Origin of the sequence: Cohaesibacter sp. ES.047 (assembly GCF_900215505.1) — a bacterium.
GTDB lineage: Bacteria > Pseudomonadota > Alphaproteobacteria > Rhizobiales > Cohaesibacteraceae > Cohaesibacter.
On record NZ_LT907844.1, the window covers coordinates 3,571,844 to 3,590,869 of the forward strand.

Genomic DNA, 19,026 nt, shown 5'->3' on the forward strand with positions numbered 1-19,026 from the left:
ATATCCAGCGGGGGCCTCGGCGAAGTGGAACCTATCCAGCGTTGAATGAAGACAAATGGCATTATAAAATTTCAAGTATTTACTAGGCTCCAGACTCAATCAAATCCAGAATGCAATGAGGGTTGCCAACGCGACTGCGGATAGGAAGTTTCTGGCGAGTTTGTCATAACGGGTTGCAACGCGGCGGAAGTCTTTGAGGCGACAGAAGGCATTTTCGATAAGATGACGGTCTTTGTAACGGCGCTCATCATATCGGATTGAGCGCTTGCGGTTTGAGCGACCTGGAATGACCGGGACGATGGCTGACTGACGCAAGTGCTTTCGCAGGCTGTTTGCGTCATAACCTTTATCTGCGAGTAAGTATCTCGCACCTTTCAAATTGTTCAGCAATACAGGCGCAATCGGACTATCTGCCGCATTGCCACCAGTCAACTTAAACGCAAAGGGGCGACCAATGACATCGGTCAGAACGTGGATCTGAGTGGTTTGGCCACCCCGCGACGGCCCGATAGCCTGATTCTTCGCCCCCCCCCTTTACCGCCATGTGCAGAGCGGTGTGCCTTGACATAGGTGCTATCGATAGCCGTGCTTTTGGTCACGGCACCTGAAGTTGCCAGAGCCTCAACAAGATCAACCCAGAACCGTTTGTGCGACCACCTGTTGAACCGGTTATAGATCGTTGTTGAGGGGCCATACTCTGCAGGGCAGTCACACCAGCGGCAGCCCACCTTCAAAACATGGATGATACCGGAAATCACTCGGCGATCATCTACCCGGCGGGCACCGCCTTTATTATTCGGCAAAAGCGGCTCAATAAACGCCCATTGCGCATCCGACAACCAAAACAGGTGTCCCATTCAAGCCTCCAATCTATTGATTGAGCAGATTAAATCTGATTTGCTTTGCCAGTTCAATGGTATCAATGGGTTTTGAACCTAAAGCGTGTCGCAGTTAATGAGATTCAGGATTCCCATTTTTTGCCAATTGTGATTCCCTTTGAGAAAAGGGGATCATCATGGGCAAATCACTTCCTATTGCATTGCGCGAACGTGTTGCTTCATTTGTTGATGCCGGTCATTCGCATCGGGCGGCCGCCAGCCATTTCCGCGTGTCACCACGGTTTGTCAATAACCTGATGCTTCTCAAGAAAGAGACGGGTTCTGTGCAGCCTCGCAAGCAAGGCCGACCAGACAAAGGCAAATTGGGTGTGCATCATGAATGGATCACAAGGCGCATGTCTGAGAATGGCGATCTGACGCTTGATGAGCTTTGTCTGGAATTGGCTGAACGCGGGGTCCATGTGCATCGCTCTAGCGTTGGGCGCGTGCTTCACAGGCTCGGCCTGAGCCATAAAAAAAAGTCTGGTAGCCACTGAACAGCTACGGGCCGCGATTGCTCATGATCGGTATGTATGGATCAATCAGCGCCGGCCTTTCTTCAACAAAGCATTGTCCCGATTGATCTTTATCGATGAGACATCAACCAACACGAAGCTGACCAAACGGTCTGGATGGTCACCAAAAGGACAGCGCTATCGCGCTCACGCTTCTTTTGGTCATTGGAAATCCCAGACCTTCATCGCTGGTTTGAGATCCCGTGGGATGGTTGCGCCCTGGATCGTCAATGCTCCGATGAACCGACGTATCTTTGAAACTTGGATTGAAACTCAACTACTGCCGACCCTGTCAGCTGGCGACATCGTCATCCTCGATAATGTCGCCTTCCACAAAAGTGAGAAAGCTCAAAAGCTCGTCAGATCAAAGGGAGCATGGCTGCTGTTTCTTCCGCCATATTCACCGGACCTCAATCCCATCGAAATGGCATATTCCAAACTCAAGACACTGCTGCGCAAGCGAGCAGCCAGAAGCTTCGATACAATCTCAGACGCGATCGGTGACATTTGTGACCTCTATTCTGCCAAGGAGTGTCTGAACTACTTCAAAGCTGCCGGGTATGAGGTTAATTAATTGCGATATGCTTTAGTACCATTTCTTGCTTCATGCAACTCGCCATAAGCATGCAAATGCCGCCAAGCTGAAGACCCGCAAAAACCGCTTAATTTGACCGCTGGAATTTCGCCATGAATGCCAGCCATGGCTCATTGTCGCGCTGATTGCGCTGATTGCGCTGTTTCTATCAGGTTTCGTCTTTTTTCTACCCTTTCAGACAGACTCATGCCATGGCGCTTCTGCGTTCATGGAAGATCTGTATTGAGCCATTGAAAATCTGCTCATGCTATAAGTAAGGAAAATAGCGATGAGTATTACGATGGACGGCAAGGTCAAACGTTGGACAGCGAAGCGCCAATCAGCGCTTGTGATCGAGATCATTCAGGGAAAAACATCTGTTTCAGAGGCGAGCCGCTCTTATGATCTCTCCCCCTCTGAGATTGAAGGATGGGTTGAGGATGCCAAACGAGGCATGGAGAACTCTCTTCGAGCCAATCCGCTCGACATTCACGCCCAATATGAGAAGCAATTGAAGGATCTTCAGGAAGCCTATGGCGAGGCCATGCTTGAATTGCGTGCACGAAAAAAGTTGCAGGCCCTCATGGAGCGGGAGGACGACAATTGATCCGGACGCTTCATGAGGGCCTCCTATCGGAAGGTGTGCGTGTGCCGATTGCCAAGCTCTGCGCATGGTTTGGCGTTCCTCGCAGGACCGTTTATTACCGGCCAACCAAATCAGCACCCAAAGTCGATCCCCGGTTTGCTGAGCCGATCAAAGCCATGGTCGAGAAGGAACCGTCCTTCGGCTATCGGACAGTTGCCTGGCTCTTGGGTTTTAACAAAAATACCGTACAGCGCATCTTCCAGATCAAGGGGTGGCACGTTCGCAAACGGGCCGTCGGAATGCGTCCCCGGATAGAGGCCGTGCCTTCTGTCGCCACCGCGCCCAATGAAAGATGGTCAACAGACCTAGCCCGAGTATGGACGGGAAAGGACGGCTGGGCATCATTGGCGTTGGTGATTGATTGCCATACTCGAGAGCTTCTTGGATGGCATCTATCACGCACAGGAAAAGCGACGACTGCGACAGCCGCTCTGGAACATGCCTTGATCAGTCGGTTTGGAACTCTTGGTCGAGTTGATCGCGAGTTCCAGCTCCGCTCTGACAATGGATTGGTTTTTACCAGCAGGCACTTCACAGCCATGGTTCGAAGTTATGGTCTTAAACAGGAGTTCATAACTCCGCATTGCCCGCAACAGAATGGAATGGTCGAACGTGTTATCAGAACAATGCATTCACAGACACCGCTTCGAAACCATTAAACATGCAAATCGGGTTATAAGCGATTGGATTGCCTTTTACAATAATTACCGCCCGCACCAAGCACTCGCCATGCGGACACCCGCTGAGGCATTCAAATTAGCAGCATAAACTGTGCAGATTCCGATGGGTCAATACAACCCTTCGAACGATCAAAATTGTAGGCGAGATTGGCCAGTGTCAGTTTTGTTTCAGCCCGTGCCAGACCTATTGTTCGGATTAACAACCCATAACGGTTCTTCTGATGAGCAAAGACATGCTCGACACGGGCACGTATCGATGACTTTTTTGCATTGGCACGAGATGTTGCCTGCGACATAGGTTTTCCTGCTGGCTTGCGTCGATGGATTTGGCTTGTCAGCATGTTGCTGGCTAGCCATTTCTCATTGCTCTGAGAACGATAGGCACTATCTGCCCAGACATCGGAGGCAGTATTGTCCTTACGCAAAACATGCCTTAACTGACGGCCGTCCGCATCAGCGGCCGATGTCACTGTGCTGCCCCTTATGAAGCCGAATTTGCGATCAATGCTGATATGGTTCTTGTAGCCAAATACTGGAAGGGCAATCTGAGGCAATGGCGTTCCGTCTGGCCGATAGCGCACTTTTCCGCCAACCTTCAGTGTCCAGCGGGCGTTGGTATCCTTTTGCGCGGCCTTGTTAGGCTGGTCTGGCCAAATCTCTTTGGCAGGCTTGCCTGCCTTGACCGCTTCCTTCTCACCATCCGTGTTGCGTTGCTTGGGAGCGGGAACCAGCGTGGCATCCACAATCTGGCCTGACATTGGGATGTAACCCTTCTTGTGCAATTGCCAATCAAAGGTTTTCATGACACGCCTCAGGGTGCCTGTTTCCGTCATGCGATTGCGGAAGTGTCGGTTGGTATTCTCGTCGGGAGTGGCGCCGCCAAGTTCAAAGTTCAGGAACCGCATCCAGGATAGCCGATCACGGATCATGAATTCCATCTTGGCATCGGACAAATTGTGCTGAGCCTGCAGGATCAGAATTTTGAACATGGACACAGGATCAAACGGAGGGCGACCAACCTTGGACCCATCACCGTAACCGAGACCTTCAACAAGCCAGCCACGGAAATATTCAAAGTCGATCGTGACTTCGAGAACCTCAAGAGGATCACCATGCTTGCTAAGACGTTCAAATTGCGAGCGGTTTTTGCGGGTCTCCAGCTTCATGGCGTCGGCAAAAATCGAGCCCACCACGTCTTTCCATCGCGTAAGATGGCAGAGCTCTTTGTTCAGCAAGGTCCACGGTATAATCATCAGACCAAGGGTGGGCTGAATGAGCTTTTAAGTTCGTCCACGAAAAAGCGGGTGCGCATTCCGGTCTTATCCGGCCACTGATTCCGACAGCATCCGGCCACCCATTCCGATTTGATCCGGCCATTGATTCCGGAGCATTCGGCCCCCCTTGTGAAGGGGATTTGCCGACCGTTTTGAGGTAATCACTCACCGGCTATCTTGTGTTCTTTTGGAGCGTGAGAAAGCCCCATGAAGAGATTACCAATGCGCAAGATCCGGGAAGCCCTTCGGCTTCGGGCAGAAGGCTTGTCAGGACGCCGAGTGGCGCAAAGCCTTTCGATAGGACGAGCAACGATATCGGACTATTTCCGTCGCGCGGATTTGGCTGGTTTGGCATGGCCTCTGCCGGTTGATTTGTCTGACAGTGATCTGGAACTTCTTCTTTACCCATCCCAACCTGGGGCGTCCTCTCGCGCGGTACCGCAGCCGGACTGGGCTCATATGCATGCCGAGCTGCGCCGCAAAGGTGTGACGCTGGCTCTGTTGTGGCAGGAATATCGCGAGGTTCATCCTGACGGCTATGGTTACAGCCAATATTGTGCCCGCTATTCAGCGTGGGAAGGCAAGCTTTCGCCGGTAATGCGCCAGCGTCACCCCGCTGGTGAACGGTTGTTTGTCGATTATGCGGGCCAGACCGTGGATGTGATCTGTCCTCAGACCGGTGAAGTGCGCACAGCTCAGATCTTTGTGGCCACGCTTGGGGCGCCGAACTACACCTATGTGGAGGCCAGTTGGACCCAGAGCCTGCCGGATTGGATATCGAGCCATGTGCGGGCCTTCGATTTCTTCGGCGGTGTGCCTGCGATGATTGTCTCAGATAATCTGAAGTCAGCTGTGATCAAGGCCTGTTTCCATGACCCGGCGATCAACCGCACGGGACTATGCAGAATTTTGTGCCCTGGCGCTTTGATTACGCCATTTGGAAACGATCTTCGAACATTATTGCGAACTGGCTTTTCACTGAGTGCCATTCGCGCACGGAGCGTTTCCATTCCACAGAAGTAGCATTCAGGGCGAGATAAATCAATTTCGCAGCTGCCTCGTCACTGGGGAAATGCCCGCGGGAGCGAACGGCCCGGCGGATTTTCGAGTTCAGTGCTTCAATGGCGTTCGTGGTGTAGATCAGCCTGCGCACCTGGGGCGGATAGTCGAGGAACGGGATCACCTCGTTCCAGGCCCGGCGCCAACTCGGCGCGATTGCCGGGTATTTGCCGGCAAGGTCGTTGTTTTCGAACTCCTCCAGCGCCGCCTCCGCGGCTGTGGCGTCTACAGCGGTGTAGACAGCCTTAAGAGCCGCGGCGACGGCCTTGCGGTCCTTGTAGCTGGCAAAGCTCATGGAATGGCGCAGCAGATGCACGATACAGGTCTGGACCTGGGTCTGAGGAAAGGCTGCCTCGATGGCCTGGGGGAAGCCCTTCAGACCGTCCACGACGGCGATGAGAATGTCCTGAACACCACGGTTGCGCAGGTCGCTGAGAACTTTAGCCCAGAACTTGGCACCCTCATTGGCCTGGAACCAAAGCCCAGAACGTCGCGGGTGCCGTCCGGGAGAACAGCCAGGGCCACAAAAACCGCCTTGTTCAGAACCACGCCGTCGGTGCGGATCTTGACCCGGATCGCGTCCATGAACACAATCGGATAACACGGTTCCAGCGGGCGGTTCTGCCAGGCGGTCACTTCCTCCATCACGGCATCGGTGATCGCCGAAATCAGGCTCGGGGACGCCTCTATACCATAGATATCCTCGATATGCCCCTGGATCTCGCGGGTCGTCATCCCGCGCGCGTACATGCTGATGATCTTGGTGTCGAACTCGGGAAAGCGGCGCTGATACTTGGCGATCAGCAGAGGATCAAAGCTGCCGTTGCGGTCACGGGGAATGTCGAGAATGACCTTCCCGCTGTCGGTGGTCACCGTCTTCTGGCTGCGGCCATTGCGACGATTTGGCGCCTGGTTCGCGCCTTCAGGCGGCGCATCGGCGCGTTCTTCGGTCAGATGCTCGTCCAGTTCGGCGCTCAGGGCTCGTTCGGCCAGCGCCTTGGTCAGTTCTTGCAGAATCCCGTCCTCTCCGAACAGATCGCCCGCTTTGCGGCCTTCCATCAGATGATCCAAAAGGGCTTTGTCGATGCTCATACGTGGGTCGCCTCATATTAGAGTTACCACGCCAGGGCACAAAATTCTCCATAGTCCCGCACCTATGGGGATATGGCTGCACATTACGATACCGCCGTTGTGCCCGCTCGTCCGCATAAACCCAAGGACAAAGCCAAGGTCGAGACGGCGGTTCAATTGGCCGAGCGCTGGGTATTGGCTCGACTTCGCAACCAGACCTTCTTTGGCCTGGACGAGCTGAACGCAGCAATTCGCCCTCTACAAGATCAGCTCAATGCCAAGGTCACCCGGCATCTGGGTACCAGCCGCCGGGCCTTGTTTGAGAGCCTGGACAAACCAGCCATGAAGCCAGTGCCCCGGGAGCCATACGTCTATGCCGAATGGAAGCAGTGTCGTGCTGGGATTGACTATCACATCGATGTGGACCGGCACTATTACTCGGTACCCTACCAGCTGATCAAACAAAGGCTATGGGTGCGGGTCGCCGCGCGGACCATCGAAGTCTTCCATAAAGGTCAGAGGGTTGCGTCTCACGTCCGCATCTCTGGTAACCGCCAACATTCCACCCAGAAAGAACATATGCCGTCCAATCATCGCCATCGTGCCGACTGGACGCCGGAAAGCATCCGAAGGCAAGCCGTCCGCATCGGCCCCAATGTCGATACCTATGTTGAGGTCGTCATGCGCCGACGCAAACACCCAGAACAAGCCTATCGCAGTTGCATGGGCGTGCTCAAGCTTGCCCGATCTTTTGGCAATGCTCGCCTCGATGCTGCCTGTGAACGCGCGCTCGAGATCAACAGCTACACCTACCAATCCCTGCATTCCATTCTCAAGAATGGTCTGGATCGACAACGCCGAGAAACGCCCACGGACGGCCCCGCGATCACCCACCCCAATATCCGTGGTGCAGATTACTTCCATTGAAAGGACAGGATATGCTGACACATCCAACCCTGGAGCAGCTCAATAGCCTCAAGCTCGACGGCATGGCAGAGGCCTTCACCGAGCTGGCCAGCCAAGACGGAACGGCTGATCTGACCCACGCCGAATGGCTGGAGCTACTCATCGACAGAGAAGCTGCCAGCCGCGAGACCAAGCGGTTCGAGAGCCGAATGCGAACCGCACGTCTGCGCCATGTCGGAGCCGCCCCAGAAGATGTCGACTACAAAACCAGACGTGGGCTGGACAAGGCGCTGTTCCAGCAACTGCTGACAGGTAAATGGATACGGGACAAACGGAACTTGATGATCACCGGCTCATGTGGCGTCGGTAAAACCTGGTTAGCCTGTGCGCTCGCCCAGGCCGCTTGTCGAAGTGGTGTCACCGTGCTTTACAAACGTGTGCCGCGTCTGTTTAGCGAATTGGAGATGGCCCATGCAGACGGGCGCTTCCCGCGCCTCTTTCGAAGCCTTACCAAAACCCAACTCCTGATCCTCGATGACTGGGGACCCGACCGTCTGAATGCAAACCAGAGACGGGACCTCATGGAAATCGTCGAAGAACGATATGGTGCAGGGTCAATCCTGATCACCAGCCAATTGCCGCTGAAAACCTGGCACGAGGTTATCGGCGAACCTACCTTCGCCGACGCTATCCTCGATCGGCTCGTGCACAACGCATATCGCCTCGAACTCGAAGGCCAGTCCTTCCGAAAAACCCATGTCAAAACGGGTGACGAAAACAACAAAAGCTGATACCTAAATCTTCAGGCCTCAAGACGGCACGCCAAAGGTGGCCGGATACTCCGGATTAGGTGGCCGGATGTTATCGGAATGGCCGGCCGAATGCTCCGGAATGCGCAAGCGGGTTGAGAAATACCAGATCTGGCTTTCTGAAAGGCCATCGTTGACACGTTTGTCGCTACGAAGCTTTGCTCACAGATCATCCCAGGGGATCGTGCAGATCTCCTCTTGCCGCCTTGTCGAGAAGATTGCAAAAGGAATGATGTCCTGCATGGGAATGCTCTGTTTGCGAAACTTTGCCTTTGCCTTGAAATGATCAATCAGCAAGTCAAGTTCTTGCAATGTAGGGCGGCGTTCGCGGTTCGCTCCCTTGCCAGTGAGTCCTAATCGCTTGCAAACTGCCAGAGCGTCACTGTGTGCCTGCTTGTCGAGTGGCAACCCCCACGCGGGTTTTGCGATCGAAAATACGGCCCCGAGGTGTGACATATAATTCTGCACGGTGGTTGGCGCAGCGCGGTTGTTGAGCTCCTCAGCAAATTGAACGATGGCTGTGCTGTCGATGTCAGAGCAATCCATTCCCGCCAGTTCATATTCATTCTTGATGGTAGCCAGAACCTGCGCCTTGGTTCGTCCGATTTTTTTCTGGCTGGTCTGGATGTACTTCTCGATTGCATCCGCCAGGGTCTTGCCGGAGATCTGCTTGAGCCCGCCGGGGCGGTTAAGCTCATCCTCTCGTCTGTGAATCCATCGGTCGGCCGCTTTGAGCTGCAAAAAGGATTTGCTTTCACGGTGGACAATTTTTCCGCCCTTCTTTATGACGATCTGAGCGCCATAAACAACGGTTCCGTCTTTGCGTTTTCGCGGCTGAATAGTTCCCATGGTACGAAATCTCCAATTTCGGTACTAAAATTTAGTACTCAATAGGCGACGATATACCAAAATCCGCAGAAATCAAGCACTCAAGAGTGCAAAAACAGGGCTATAAATTGACCGTCAATAATATAAATAATCCATATAAGTCAATGGCTAAGGTGTTTTCTATTGCACCCATGATGGAGTGGACGGATCGGCATTGCCGGTATTTTCATCGGCTGCTGTCGCAAAGGGCGTTGCTTTATACCGAAATGGTGACGACGCCTGCGGTGATCCATGGCGACCGGCAGAAGCTGTTGGGCTTTCATGATACCGAGCACCCGATCGCAGTTCAATTGGGCGGCTCCGAGCCGGTTGAACTGGCCGAATCTGCGCGCATCACAACCGATTGGGGCTATGATGAGATCAACCTGAACGTTGGCTGTCCATCAGACCGTGTTCAGTCCGGCAAATTCGGAGCGTGTCTCATGGCCGAGCCGGATCTGGTAGCGCGCTGTGTTGAAGCGATGAAAAGGGCAACCAATGTGCCGGTCACCGTCAAATGCCGCATCGGGATTGATGACCAGAACGAGGAAGAAGCCCTTGATAAACTGGTGGATCAGGTGCTGGCCGCTGGCTGTGATGGCCTGACAGTCCATGCCCGTAAGGCTTGGCTTCAGGGTCTTAGCCCCAAGGAAAATCGCGATATTCCACCGCTCAACTACGACCGTGTCTATCGCCTCAAGCACCGTTTGTCCCACGTTCACATTGCGATCAATGGCGGCATTCAGAGCATGGAAGCCGCCAACGACCATTTCCAGCATGTCGATGGTGTCATGATGGGGCGGACGGCCTACAACGCACCGCATGTGCTCGCCGATGTCGATGCCGATCTGTTTGGGGATGAGAGAAGACCCGACCTGTTTGCTGTCGCGGAGGCAATGATCCCCTATATCGACGAACATGTCGCAAAGGGGGGGCGGGTCAATCAGATCACCCGCCATATGCTGGGGCTGTTTCAGGGCCGCCCCGGCGCGCGTCGCTGGCGGCAGATTCTGACGGTTGAAAGCGTCAAACCTGAGGCTACGTCTGCTGTCGTCAAGGAGGCGATTGCGGCCCTCAGGTGAGGCGAGTGATCAATCAGTGCTTCAAGGTCAGGCGGTCGCCGCTGACAGACCAACCACCCAGCTGATCAAGATAGCTCATGCCAAGAAGGCTCTCCCGAAGGGCACCTTCCTGTGCGACCATGGCAGGAACATTGCGCGCCTCGATGCCGCCGACCGCAATGCGCGGAAGCCAGATGCGGGCTGAGAAAGCCCGGCCATTGGCGGTGCTGACGGGGGAGGTGTAGCTAAGGGATGCGATGTCTATGCCCGCCTTCTGAGCGTCCTCTTGCGTCAGAACCACAGAGCTTGCCCCACTGTCGACCATCATCGGAATGGTTTGACCGTCAATGGTCGCGCGGACCATGAAGTGGCCATTGCTCGAGCGCCGGAAGGTTACCTCACCATCCTCCTGCATGACAGCGGCACCAGGCACGAGCTCGCCCTTAACGCGGCTGAGTAGCATTTGGGCATCGTCCTTGAAGCTGTAACCGAGAATGAGCAAAATGGCGATCAGGATCCAGACAGAAGCTTGCTTGATACTTTGCATGAGATTGGTGCGCCCGAACCGCCCCGACACCAGATAGAGCAGGAGCGAAGACGAAAGCGCTATGCTTGCAACCATTTCGATGGGTAAGCCAAACAGCTCGCCGGACTCGTGATTGAAGGTCAGCAAAGCAACCGCGGTAACAATGATGCCGAGCAACACATAAAACATGAATGGGGGTCTCCGCTGGAGTGCATCAGTATTTCTGATATAGGTGATCAGTCATGGCAATTCCATGGCAGATCCGAAAACCATGCTGGGAGAAACGGATGGACTGCTTCATGGGCTTTGCCACATCTATCATGGAGGGTTTAGCTTTTCGCGCAAAAAGACCATCAACTATTTGTCTGGCGACCCCGAGTGGTTCCAAAATGATGCTGCATGCGCGCGTCGATCTCGGACATGACCGCATCGCGTTTGGCATCGGACATGCTGCTCCAGCGCCCGATCTCGTCCAGACTGCGGGCACAGCCGCGGCAAAGGTTGGTTTTGCGATCGATTTTGCACAATTGTATGCACGGCGACTTGATGCTCATGAAGGGTCCGGGTTGATGGAGAGAGGTGTCAGCGCTCAAAAAGAGGGCGACTGGGTTTGTCTCTAGATAGGAATGATGCACGCCATGATCAACCGGCCACAAACCCGGTTGTTGCAAAGGGCGTTTGCTGGTTGAGACGCATTCTCACTCATCCGGCGTTGGCAAACAGCAACAGCCCGATGCCAAAGGCAATTTCGCCCATCTGTTGAGAGGCGCCCAGCACATCACCGGTCTGTCCCTTGATATGCCTTTGCGCCAACGAGACGATCAACAGGCTCGACAGCACCACCATCACAAAGGCCGACAGTCCAGACAGAAACCCGAACAGAGGAATGACCATCAGGGCAGTCGCAATCGCGGCCATTGCGATGCCGGTCGCGTAGGAGGTCAATTGGGGTTGTCCAAGGCTCGCTGCAAGTCCGTTCAAACGGGCAGGGGGCAGGGTGTACCAGACATGAAGGATCGGAACGCGCGAAACGAGGCACGAGGCCAGATAGGCGATGCCTCCCGTTTCGACACCGTAATTGTCAAACAGATAGTACAGGATACTGATTCGCATCAAAAGGCTGAGCATCAGGGCGAGGGAACCATAGCTGCCAAGACGGCTGTCTTTCATGATTTCGAGCTTGCGCTCAATCGTGTGACCACCCCAGAAACCATCCGCAACATCGGCCAATCCATCTTCATGCAGACCGCCGGTGATCATCACCATGGTTGCAATGGTCATCGCGGCGAGCAACAGATTGGGCAAGGGGGCAGTCAGGGCAAGCACATCGAAAATGGTCGCCGGTGCAATGGCAACCACGCCCAGCAGCAGACCGATCAGCGGCAACGCGCGACAGGTGCGCGGCATGGGCGGCATGCCCTCGGTTGCCTTGCCAAGGAAAGGCGGAACCGGCAGCCGAGAGAAGAAGGCTATGCAATCTATGAAGTCCTGCCACCAGTCGGATAGCCCTCGAAAACCGGATGAGCTTGTAGCGGTCTTCAGGTCTTCATTGTGCTTATCTTCCATTTCATCCCCCTTTTGGCCCTATCGGGAAAATTCGATGTTGCTCCTGCCCGATACGCTCAGTATACCTCGGGCAGCAGCTGTTCGGAGAGAACGTTCTCTTGCCAATAGGCCTGTTATGGCCCTGCCATTCGCACTTCGCAAGGGAAATGCTGCAGACCATTTCAAGAAGTCGCAGTCCTGCAACTTCGCACCCCTCGGTGACGAGTAAAGGCCCCTGCCAGACGCAAGCCGCAAAGGTGATTCCATGACCACTTCCGTATCCGGACTTCCATTTGATGATATTCGCGCCCTTCTGGACAAAATGCCCGAAGCCAATGAAGAGATCCGCTCCAAGGTGCGTGAGCGGGATGCAACGCTGACCAAGCCTGCCGGGTCTTTGGGCAAATTGGAAGAACTTGCTGAATGGGCCGCTGTTTGGCAGAACAAGGAAGTCCCGCAGGTTCTTCGTCCCCTCGTGGCGGTTTTTGCCTGCCAGCATGGCATTGCCTCGCGCGGCGTGTCTGCCTTCCCGCCAGCGCTCAACCAGATCATGGTGGAAAATTTCTCAGCCGGTGGGGCTGCCATCAACCAGATCTGCACCGCCTATGATCTGGGACTTAAGGTTTTTGATCTGGCAATTGAATATCCAACCGGGGACATCTCTGTCGAACCAGCGCTGACGGAAAAAGACTGCGTTGCCACCATTGCCTATGGCATGGAAGCCATCGCGGGCGGCACGGATCTTTTGTGCCTTGGCGAAATGGGCATCGGCAACACCACCATTTCTGCGGCGCTCTTTGCGGCCCTGTTTGGCGGCACCGGCGCTGACTGGTGTGGACGTGGCTCTGGCGTCAATGATGAAGGCGTCCAGCTCAAGATCGATCTTGTTGATCAGGCGCTCGAGACCCATAAGGGGCATCTCGACGATCCGCTGGAAGTTCTGGCCCGTCTTGGTGGTCGCGAGTTTGCCGCGATGGTCGGTGCCGTTCTCGCTGCTCGTTTGAACAATGTTCCGGTGATCGTCGATGGTTTCAACACCACCGCTGCAGTCGCGGTTCTCTACAAGCTCGATCCGCGGTCCATCGACCATTGCATCTTCTCCCATTGCTCTGCCGAGGGCGCGCATCGCAATGCGCTCAATGCCATGGGCAAGACAGCCCTGTTTGATCTTGGACTGCGCCTTGGTGAAGGCACTGGCGCTGCGCTTGCTGCCGGTTTGGTCAAGGCGGCTTGCCAGCTTCATGAAGGCATGTCCACCTTCGAGCAGGTCGGCCTCTGATCGCTGGCCAGAAGCCAACGACTTCATGATCAATAGAAATGCCGGGCCTGTGCCCGGCTTTTTTGTGCCCGGCTTTTTTGTGTCAGTGGGCCTAAACCTATGAAACGTTGCAGGACGACCTTCTTGACAGGATGATCAGGCAGGTCCTAACGTGTCACCGCTTATCCATGTTGAGCTAGGGTTCCGCTGCGTGTTTGCAGGTCTGGACCGAGCGCTGCTATGAGCCCGTGTGGGCAGACACCTTAAAGACGAAAAGACTAGGGGGGATGGACAGGCACGCTATGCGTGTGTCCAATCCAAATGTCTGAAAAAGGTGTAACGTGACTTCTCTAGGTTTTTTGCTCGTCCTGACCGCGGCCCTCTGCCACGCGACATGGAACTTTTGCGTCAAGCGCATCAATGCTGGCGCCGAACTTGTCTGGCTCTTCTCACTCATCTTCGTTGTTCTCTATTGCCCCGTCGCCATCTATTTTGCGTTGGGCGTCGAGCAACTCCCGCCTGAGGCCATGCTGTTCATCGTGGGCAGCACTTTGTTGCATCTTGGCTATTTTTTGTTGCTGCAAACCGGCTACAGGGCGGGCGATCTCTCGATTGTCTATCCCACAGCACGAGCGACAGGCCCCTTGCTTTCAGGCATGTTTGCGGTCCTGCTCCTCGGCGAGGCCTTCACGATCAGAATTGCATTGGGTGGCTTCATCATCATCGGAGGGGTGTTGATGCTGACAGGGGGCTTTCGCAAAGGCTCAAGGGCTCAGAGCCGCTCTCTGCTGTTCGGGATTGCTGCGGGCACCCTGATCGGCAGCTATACCGTCTGGGACGCCCACGCGGTGGCGACCTTGATGATCCCACCGCTGCTGCTTGATTATGCGTCCAGCATCGGGCGGGTCGGGCTGCTTGCACCTGTCGCCTGGCGCAAACGCAATGCAGTGCGCATTCTTTGGACCGAGCACAAGGCGCGTATCATGATCATCGCGGTTTTCAATCCGCTTGCCTACATCCTGGCGCTGGTGGCGATGACATTCACCCCAGTTATCTATGTCGCTCCCATCCGAGAAATGAGCGTTGTCTTCTCGGTGCTTGCAGGGAGTCTTTTGCTGGGGGAGGGGGATGTGAGGCACCGGCTGCTCTGGTCCGTGATCATTCTTGCCGGGGTTGCCATTTTGGCGACTGGCGGATAGGTCAGCCCGCCCGCTTGAGCACGATCTGCTTTTGTTTGGATTTTGGCGGCCCGATGTCCATGACGCGCGTCTTGGGCAATGTCACGGTGACGATGGTACCTTTGCGCAGCTCGGATTGTAGGTCAAACGAACCACCATGCATACTGACAAGGGCCTGCACGATGGAAAGGCCAAGACCGGAGCCTTCCTCGGCACTCTGGATCGCAGCAGAGCCCTGACCGAAGGCACTCAGGACCGTTGCAATCTCGTTTTGCGGGATACCGGGGCCATTGTCCTCGACCGAAACAAACTGCCCACCTTCACTGGTTGCTCCGATAGACAGGGTGATCTGGCCCGCCAGTGGCGTGAATTTCACGGCGTTGGTCAGCAGATTGAGAATGATCTGGCGGATGGCCCGCTCGTCGGCCCAGAGTTTGGGCAGGGACTCATCAAGCTTGAGCTTGATGCTGATGTCTTTCGCGCGTGCTCGTATACGCAGCAGGTTCTCGCAATCCTCTGCGATATAGGCGAGGGTTACAGCCTCTTCGTTCAGCTTGTAACGTCCAGCCTCGATCCGCGACAAATCGAGAATTTCATTGATGAGATTGAGCAGATGCGCGCCTGAAGAGTGGATGTCGTTGACATATTCCAGATATTTGGCATTCCCCACGGCGCCAAACACTTCGTTCTGCATGATTTCGGAGAAGCCGAGGATAGCGTTCAGCGGTGTGCGCAACTCGTGGCTCATGGTGGCCAGGAACCGGCTCTTGGCGGTGTTGGCTTCTTCTGCCTGACGGCGCGACTCGTCGGAAATTGCCTTGGCCTGTTCAAGCTCGGTGATCAGGAAATCCTTCTCGACGCGGAAATTCATCATCGCAAGGGTCGAGTGATAAAGACGCTTCGACAGCATCATGAAAAAGACCAGTGACCCGATGGACATCAGCGAAAGCGTTGTATCAACGCTGCCAGCATTGAGAATCGTCTGATAGATAATGATCGAGGAGATCGGCACCGACGCAACCCAGACCGCGGCTGGTATCGAGAAGGCAAGCATCGTGGTAACCGCCACGACCACAAGCATGATCGCGAACTGGTATTCGACCAGATACGCAGCCCCTTTGGTCGAGGGCAGGAGCAGAATGCTCGCCCAGACAACACCGCCAATCGCCTCCCACATGAGAAACCGCCGTCGCCAGACAGCCAGATCGATTTCTTCACTGTTGAGGCGTTCGAACCGGCGGGCGACAAGAAACAGGACGGTCTGTGTCAACATCGAAGCACCAATCCACGCCAGCGAATGGACGGGATCAGCCCAGAGTGTCGAGATGGCACCAACGATCAGTAGAAGAATGGGAATGGCGAGACCAGCCGACGTCCGGTTCTTGGCATACATCAGCATCAATTCATGCTGAAAGGTCGGTCTGTAGCCCTGCTGGCTGTTGAGTTGTTCACGCACATCGTGGACAGTACGCAGCACCGCTCGACGCCGCGCAGCGCGCGTGCCGTTGGTATCTTTCTTCTTGTCTGCCGCCCCTTTGGTGGGTGAAACACCAGCCATTTGGGATTTTCCCACGATTTGTATAAAATTGTTTGGTTTTCATAGTCGCTGACTTGTCTTAAAAAGCTGCTGAAAAACGTGGTTAATAAAGAATGAATGTGGAATTTGACAGCAGGTGTTATAGTCCTTATTGAGTGAATTTGCGTCAATAAATCAGAGTGATAGGGTGGTTGAGAGCGGTGGGTCGGATCAAGAGGTTGGAAGAAAAAATTGAAGCGTGCCGCCTGTGCGTGGAAGATCCGCTCGGATCGCCTTTGCCGCATGAGCCGCGACCGGTCGTTCGCCTGTCCGATACAGCCAGAATTTGCATCGCAGGTCAGGCGCCGGGAATGCGAGTGCACAAGACCGGTATCCCCTTCAACGACCCGTCCGGAGATCGCCTGAGAGACTGGATGGGCGTTGATCGCGAAACCTTCTATGACCGTAACAGGATCGCGATCGTTCCCATGGGGTTTTGCTTTCCCGGATATGACCAGAAAGGCGGCGATCTGCCCCCTCGACGGGAATGCCAAGCAACCTGGCATGATCAGATTTTTCAGAAGATGCCGCAATTGGAGCTTGTTCTGGTGATCGGGCAGTATGCCCAGCGCTATCACCTCGGTGCCCAGCGGCAGAAGACCCTCACCGCAACCGTTGCCGCTGCCATGGAGCATTGGCGGTACCCACAAACGCCAAAACGGATTCCGCTGCCGCACCCGTCTTGGAGGAACACCGGATGGCTCAAGCGGAACTCATGGTTCGAGCAGAACGTGCTGCCGTTTCTAAAACAACAGGTGCAGACGCTCCTCGCAATAGAGGAATAATTTGCTCAAAGGTCATTGTATGTCCTATATGTGTGGATGCTGATTGAGCCAATTCAGTTGAATATAGAATAGTTTTCTTATAAGGTTATAGCTTACCTAAGTTGTTCTGACCGATTTGGTGGCCGTTTGAATCAAGTCGCAGCAACTGGAAGAGTGGAGCTTCGCCATGCTGGATCGCCTTGATCGTAGAATTCTGCAAATCCTTCAGGAAGATGCGACGATGCCTGTTGCGGAAATCGGTCGTCGTGTGGGTCTGTCGACAACGCCGTGCTGGCGCCGCATCCAGAAAATGGAAGAAGAGGGCGTCATCACCGGTCGTGTCGTCCTGCTTGACCCGGAAAAGGTCAATGCAAAGGTGACGGCCTTTGTTGCCGTGACGACCAGCGAGCATTCGGCTGAATGGCTGAAGCGCTTTGCAGACGTGATCCGCGATTTCCCTGAAGTGGTGGAATTCTACCGTATGGCCGGGCAGGTTGATTATCTCCTGCGCGTCGTGGTGCCGGATATCGATTCCTACGATGCTTTTTATAAGCGACTGATTTCACGGATCGAAGTTGGAGACATCTCGACAACCTTCGCCATGGAGCAGATCAAATACACAACGGCACTGCCGCTCAACTATCTGCCTGAAAAGGAAACGCGCTAAAGCCTCTCCTGAACGTTCGCCAAGATGCGAAAAAGCCCGCGATATCGATTGCGGGCTTCGTGATTTTACATGTCAGGTTTTCGTGCCGATGGCCATGGCCGATTAGTGCCGCTCCAGCAGCGCGATGAGGGACGAGGTATCCCAGCGTTCGCCGCCCAGAAGATAGGCCCGAGCATCGCGAGGAAAGCCTATCGCCGGAATGACCGTCGGCTCACTTCCAACGGTTAGGGGCGGATTAGTCCCGTTCCAACAGCGCGATGAGGGACGAGGTATCCCAGCGTTTGCCGCCTATGGCCTGAACTTGTGCGTAGTATTGATCGACCGCCGCGGTAACAGGAAGGCGAGCGCCATTGCTGCGGGCTTCATCCAGAACAATCGACAGATCCTTGCGCATCCAGTCGACCGCAAAGCCAAAGTCGAACTCACCCTTGGCCATTGTTGATGCGCGGTTTTCCATTTGCCAGGAGCCTGCCGCCCCTTTGGAGATCACATCAATCACCTTGTCTGTGTCGAGCCCTGCGGACTGGGCAAAATGCACACCTTCCGAAAGGGCCTGCACAAGCCCGGCTATGCAGATCTGATTGACCATCTTGGTTAGCTGGCCAGCCCCTGTCGGGCCCATCAAGCCGACCATGCGTGCGTAGCATTCGATGACAGGCTGCACCTTGGCATAGACATCCTCGTCTCCGCCACACATGACGGTCAGGACACCGTTTTCGGCGCCAGCCTGTCCGCCGGAAACTGGAGCATCGATGAAGCCTATATCCTGCGTTTTGGCCACTTCATAAAGCTCGCGGGCCACCTTGGCACTGGCGGTCGTGTTGTCGACGAAGATCGAGCCGGCTTTCATCGTATCAAAGGCACCACTCTCACCAATGGTGACCTCGCGCAGATCGTCATCATTACCCACACAGCAAAAGACGAAATCCGCTCCTTCTGCTGCTTCGGCGGGAGTGGCTGCACAGGCTCCGCCATGTTCTTCAACCCATTTTTCAGCCTTGGCTGCGGTCCGGTTGAAGACTGTTACCTCATGGCCACCCTTGTGCTTGAGATGGGCTGCCATCGGGTATCCCATGACCCCGAGGCCGAGAAACGTTACCTTTGCCATTGATGCCTCCCTTCAAATTCGGATCGTCCGCGACACGCCTAAACGATCAGCGGGACCTTTGAAT

19 protein-coding genes and 2 pseudogenes are annotated in these 19,026 nt (G+C 54.8%); 12 read left to right on the forward strand and 9 right to left on the reverse strand.

Annotation, left to right across the window (positions count from 1 at the left end):
• Positions 1-99: 99 nt before the first annotated feature.
• A protein-coding gene (locus CPH65_RS16300; protein ID WP_371359346.1) for an IS5 family transposase occupies positions 100-857 on the reverse strand; the annotation gives its coding sequence in 2 pieces (ribosomal slippage) (positions 100-522 and positions 525-857; 756 coding nt in all).
• 158 nt (positions 858-1,015) lie between these two features.
• On the opposite strand from CPH65_RS16300, the pseudogene CPH65_RS25075 reads away from it, so the two are divergent.
• From CPH65_RS25075 to CPH65_RS25080, 4 genes and pseudogenes are all read left to right on the forward strand, one after another.
• A pseudogene (locus CPH65_RS25075) lies at positions 1,016-1,967 on the forward strand (IS630 family transposase).
• Between the two features lie 289 nt (positions 1,968-2,256).
• The gene (locus CPH65_RS16310) at positions 2,257-2,574 is read left to right on the forward strand and encodes a DUF1153 domain-containing protein (protein ID WP_096174851.1); all 318 of its coding nucleotides are present in this window, start codon (positions 2,257-2,259) and stop codon (positions 2,572-2,574) included.
• The gene (locus CPH65_RS16315) at positions 2,571-3,272 is read left to right on the forward strand and encodes a DDE-type integrase/transposase/recombinase (protein ID WP_197703865.1); all 702 of its coding nucleotides are present in this window, start codon (positions 2,571-2,573) and stop codon (positions 3,270-3,272) included. The genes CPH65_RS16310 and CPH65_RS16315 overlap by 4 nt, the downstream gene beginning before the upstream one ends.
• Entirely contained in the window at positions 3,211-3,381 is a 171-nt protein-coding gene (locus tag CPH65_RS25080) for an integrase core domain-containing protein (RefSeq protein WP_197703916.1), read from the forward strand. The genes CPH65_RS16315 and CPH65_RS25080 overlap by 62 nt, the downstream gene beginning before the upstream one ends.
• Here CPH65_RS25080 and CPH65_RS16320 read toward each other — a convergent pair.
• On the reverse strand, positions 3,365-4,459 hold the full coding sequence (locus CPH65_RS16320) for a transposase (RefSeq protein ID WP_096176461.1): 1,095 nt from the start codon (positions 4,457-4,459) through the stop codon (positions 3,365-3,367). The two genes, CPH65_RS25080 and CPH65_RS16320, sit on opposite strands and share 17 nt — an antisense overlap.
• Before the next feature lie 315 nt (positions 4,460-4,774).
• Between CPH65_RS16320 and istA the strand changes: the two genes are divergently transcribed.
• Positions 4,775-5,590 (forward strand): IS21 family transposase, encoded by an 816-nt coding sequence (gene istA, locus CPH65_RS16325; RefSeq protein WP_157747745.1) that lies wholly within the window; start codon positions 4,775-4,777, stop codon positions 5,588-5,590.
• Here the strand turns inward: istA and CPH65_RS16330 are convergent.
• A pseudogene (locus CPH65_RS16330) lies at positions 5,496-6,718 on the reverse strand (IS256 family transposase). The gene istA and the pseudogene CPH65_RS16330 overlap by 95 nt on opposite strands.
• Positions 6,719-6,790: 72 nt before the next feature.
• Here CPH65_RS16330 and CPH65_RS16335 point away from each other — a divergent pair.
• Positions 6,791-7,624, forward strand: coding sequence for a hypothetical protein (locus CPH65_RS16335; protein WP_096174853.1), 834 nt, complete (start codon positions 6,791-6,793; stop codon positions 7,622-7,624).
• Between the two features lie 11 nt (positions 7,625-7,635).
• Positions 7,636-8,394 (forward strand): IS21-like element helper ATPase IstB, encoded by a 759-nt coding sequence (gene istB / locus CPH65_RS16340; RefSeq protein WP_096174854.1) that lies wholly within the window; start codon positions 7,636-7,638, stop codon positions 8,392-8,394.
• Between the two features lie 180 nt (positions 8,395-8,574).
• On the opposite strand, the gene CPH65_RS16345 is transcribed toward istB, so the two are convergent.
• On the reverse strand, positions 8,575-9,261 hold the full coding sequence (locus CPH65_RS16345) for a hypothetical protein (protein ID WP_096174855.1): 687 nt from the start codon (positions 9,259-9,261) through the stop codon (positions 8,575-8,577).
• Positions 9,262-9,404: 143 nt separating this feature from the next.
• Here CPH65_RS16345 and dusA point away from each other — a divergent pair, with 143 nt between their 5' ends.
• Positions 9,405-10,361 (forward strand): tRNA dihydrouridine(20/20a) synthase DusA, encoded by a 957-nt coding sequence (dusA, locus tag CPH65_RS16350; protein WP_096176462.1) that lies wholly within the window; start codon positions 9,405-9,407, stop codon positions 10,359-10,361.
• A gap of 13 nt (positions 10,362-10,374) precedes the next feature.
• Here the strand turns inward: dusA and CPH65_RS16355 are convergent, their stop codons facing one another.
• The 3 genes from CPH65_RS16355 to cobS all read right to left on the reverse strand — a co-directional run bounded on the left by CPH65_RS16355 (position 10,375) and on the right by cobS (position 12,432).
• Entirely contained in the window at positions 10,375-11,055 is a 681-nt protein-coding gene (locus CPH65_RS16355; protein ID WP_096174856.1) for a TIGR02281 family clan AA aspartic protease, read from the reverse strand.
• 164 nt (positions 11,056-11,219) lie between these two features.
• Positions 11,220-11,420 (reverse strand): DUF1289 domain-containing protein, encoded by a 201-nt coding sequence (locus CPH65_RS16360; RefSeq protein WP_096176463.1) that lies wholly within the window; start codon positions 11,418-11,420, stop codon positions 11,220-11,222.
• 148 nt (positions 11,421-11,568) lie between these two features.
• Positions 11,569-12,432, reverse strand: a complete 864-nt coding sequence (gene cobS, locus CPH65_RS16365; protein ID WP_096174857.1) for an adenosylcobinamide-GDP ribazoletransferase — start codon at positions 12,430-12,432, stop codon at positions 11,569-11,571.
• 244 nt (positions 12,433-12,676) lie between these two features.
• On the opposite strand from cobS, the gene cobT reads away from it, so the two are divergent.
• Positions 12,677-13,690 carry a nicotinate-nucleotide--dimethylbenzimidazole phosphoribosyltransferase gene (cobT, locus tag CPH65_RS16370; RefSeq protein WP_096174858.1) on the forward strand — a complete coding sequence of 338 codons (1,014 nt, stop codon included), beginning with the start codon at positions 12,677-12,679 and terminating at the stop codon, positions 13,688-13,690.
• A 320-nt stretch (positions 13,691-14,010) separates the two neighbouring features.
• The gene (locus CPH65_RS16375) at positions 14,011-14,868 is read left to right on the forward strand and encodes a DMT family transporter (protein WP_096174859.1); all 858 of its coding nucleotides are present in this window, start codon (positions 14,011-14,013) and stop codon (positions 14,866-14,868) included.
• A gap of 1 nt (position 14,869) precedes the next feature.
• On the opposite strand, the gene CPH65_RS16380 is transcribed toward CPH65_RS16375, so the two are convergent.
• Complete coding sequence (locus CPH65_RS16380) at positions 14,870-16,405, reverse strand: HAMP domain-containing sensor histidine kinase (RefSeq protein ID WP_096174860.1); 1,536 nt, start codon at positions 16,403-16,405, stop codon at positions 14,870-14,872.
• Between the two features lie 170 nt (positions 16,406-16,575).
• On the opposite strand from CPH65_RS16380, the gene CPH65_RS16385 reads away from it, so the two are divergent.
• Positions 16,576-17,208 (forward strand): uracil-DNA glycosylase family protein, encoded by a 633-nt coding sequence (locus CPH65_RS16385; protein ID WP_096174861.1) that lies wholly within the window; start codon positions 16,576-16,578, stop codon positions 17,206-17,208.
• A gap of 166 nt (positions 17,209-17,374) precedes the next feature.
• A complete protein-coding gene (locus tag CPH65_RS16390) occupies positions 17,375-17,854 on the forward strand; it encodes an Lrp/AsnC family transcriptional regulator (RefSeq protein ID WP_096174862.1) in 480 nt (159 codons plus the stop codon).
• A gap of 235 nt (positions 17,855-18,089) precedes the next feature.
• Here CPH65_RS16390 and CPH65_RS16395 read toward each other — a convergent pair whose 3' ends face one another.
• The gene (locus CPH65_RS16395) at positions 18,090-18,962 is read right to left on the reverse strand and encodes an NAD(P)-dependent oxidoreductase (protein ID WP_096174863.1); all 873 of its coding nucleotides are present in this window, start codon (positions 18,960-18,962) and stop codon (positions 18,090-18,092) included.
• Between the last annotated feature and the right edge of the window lie 64 nt (positions 18,963-19,026).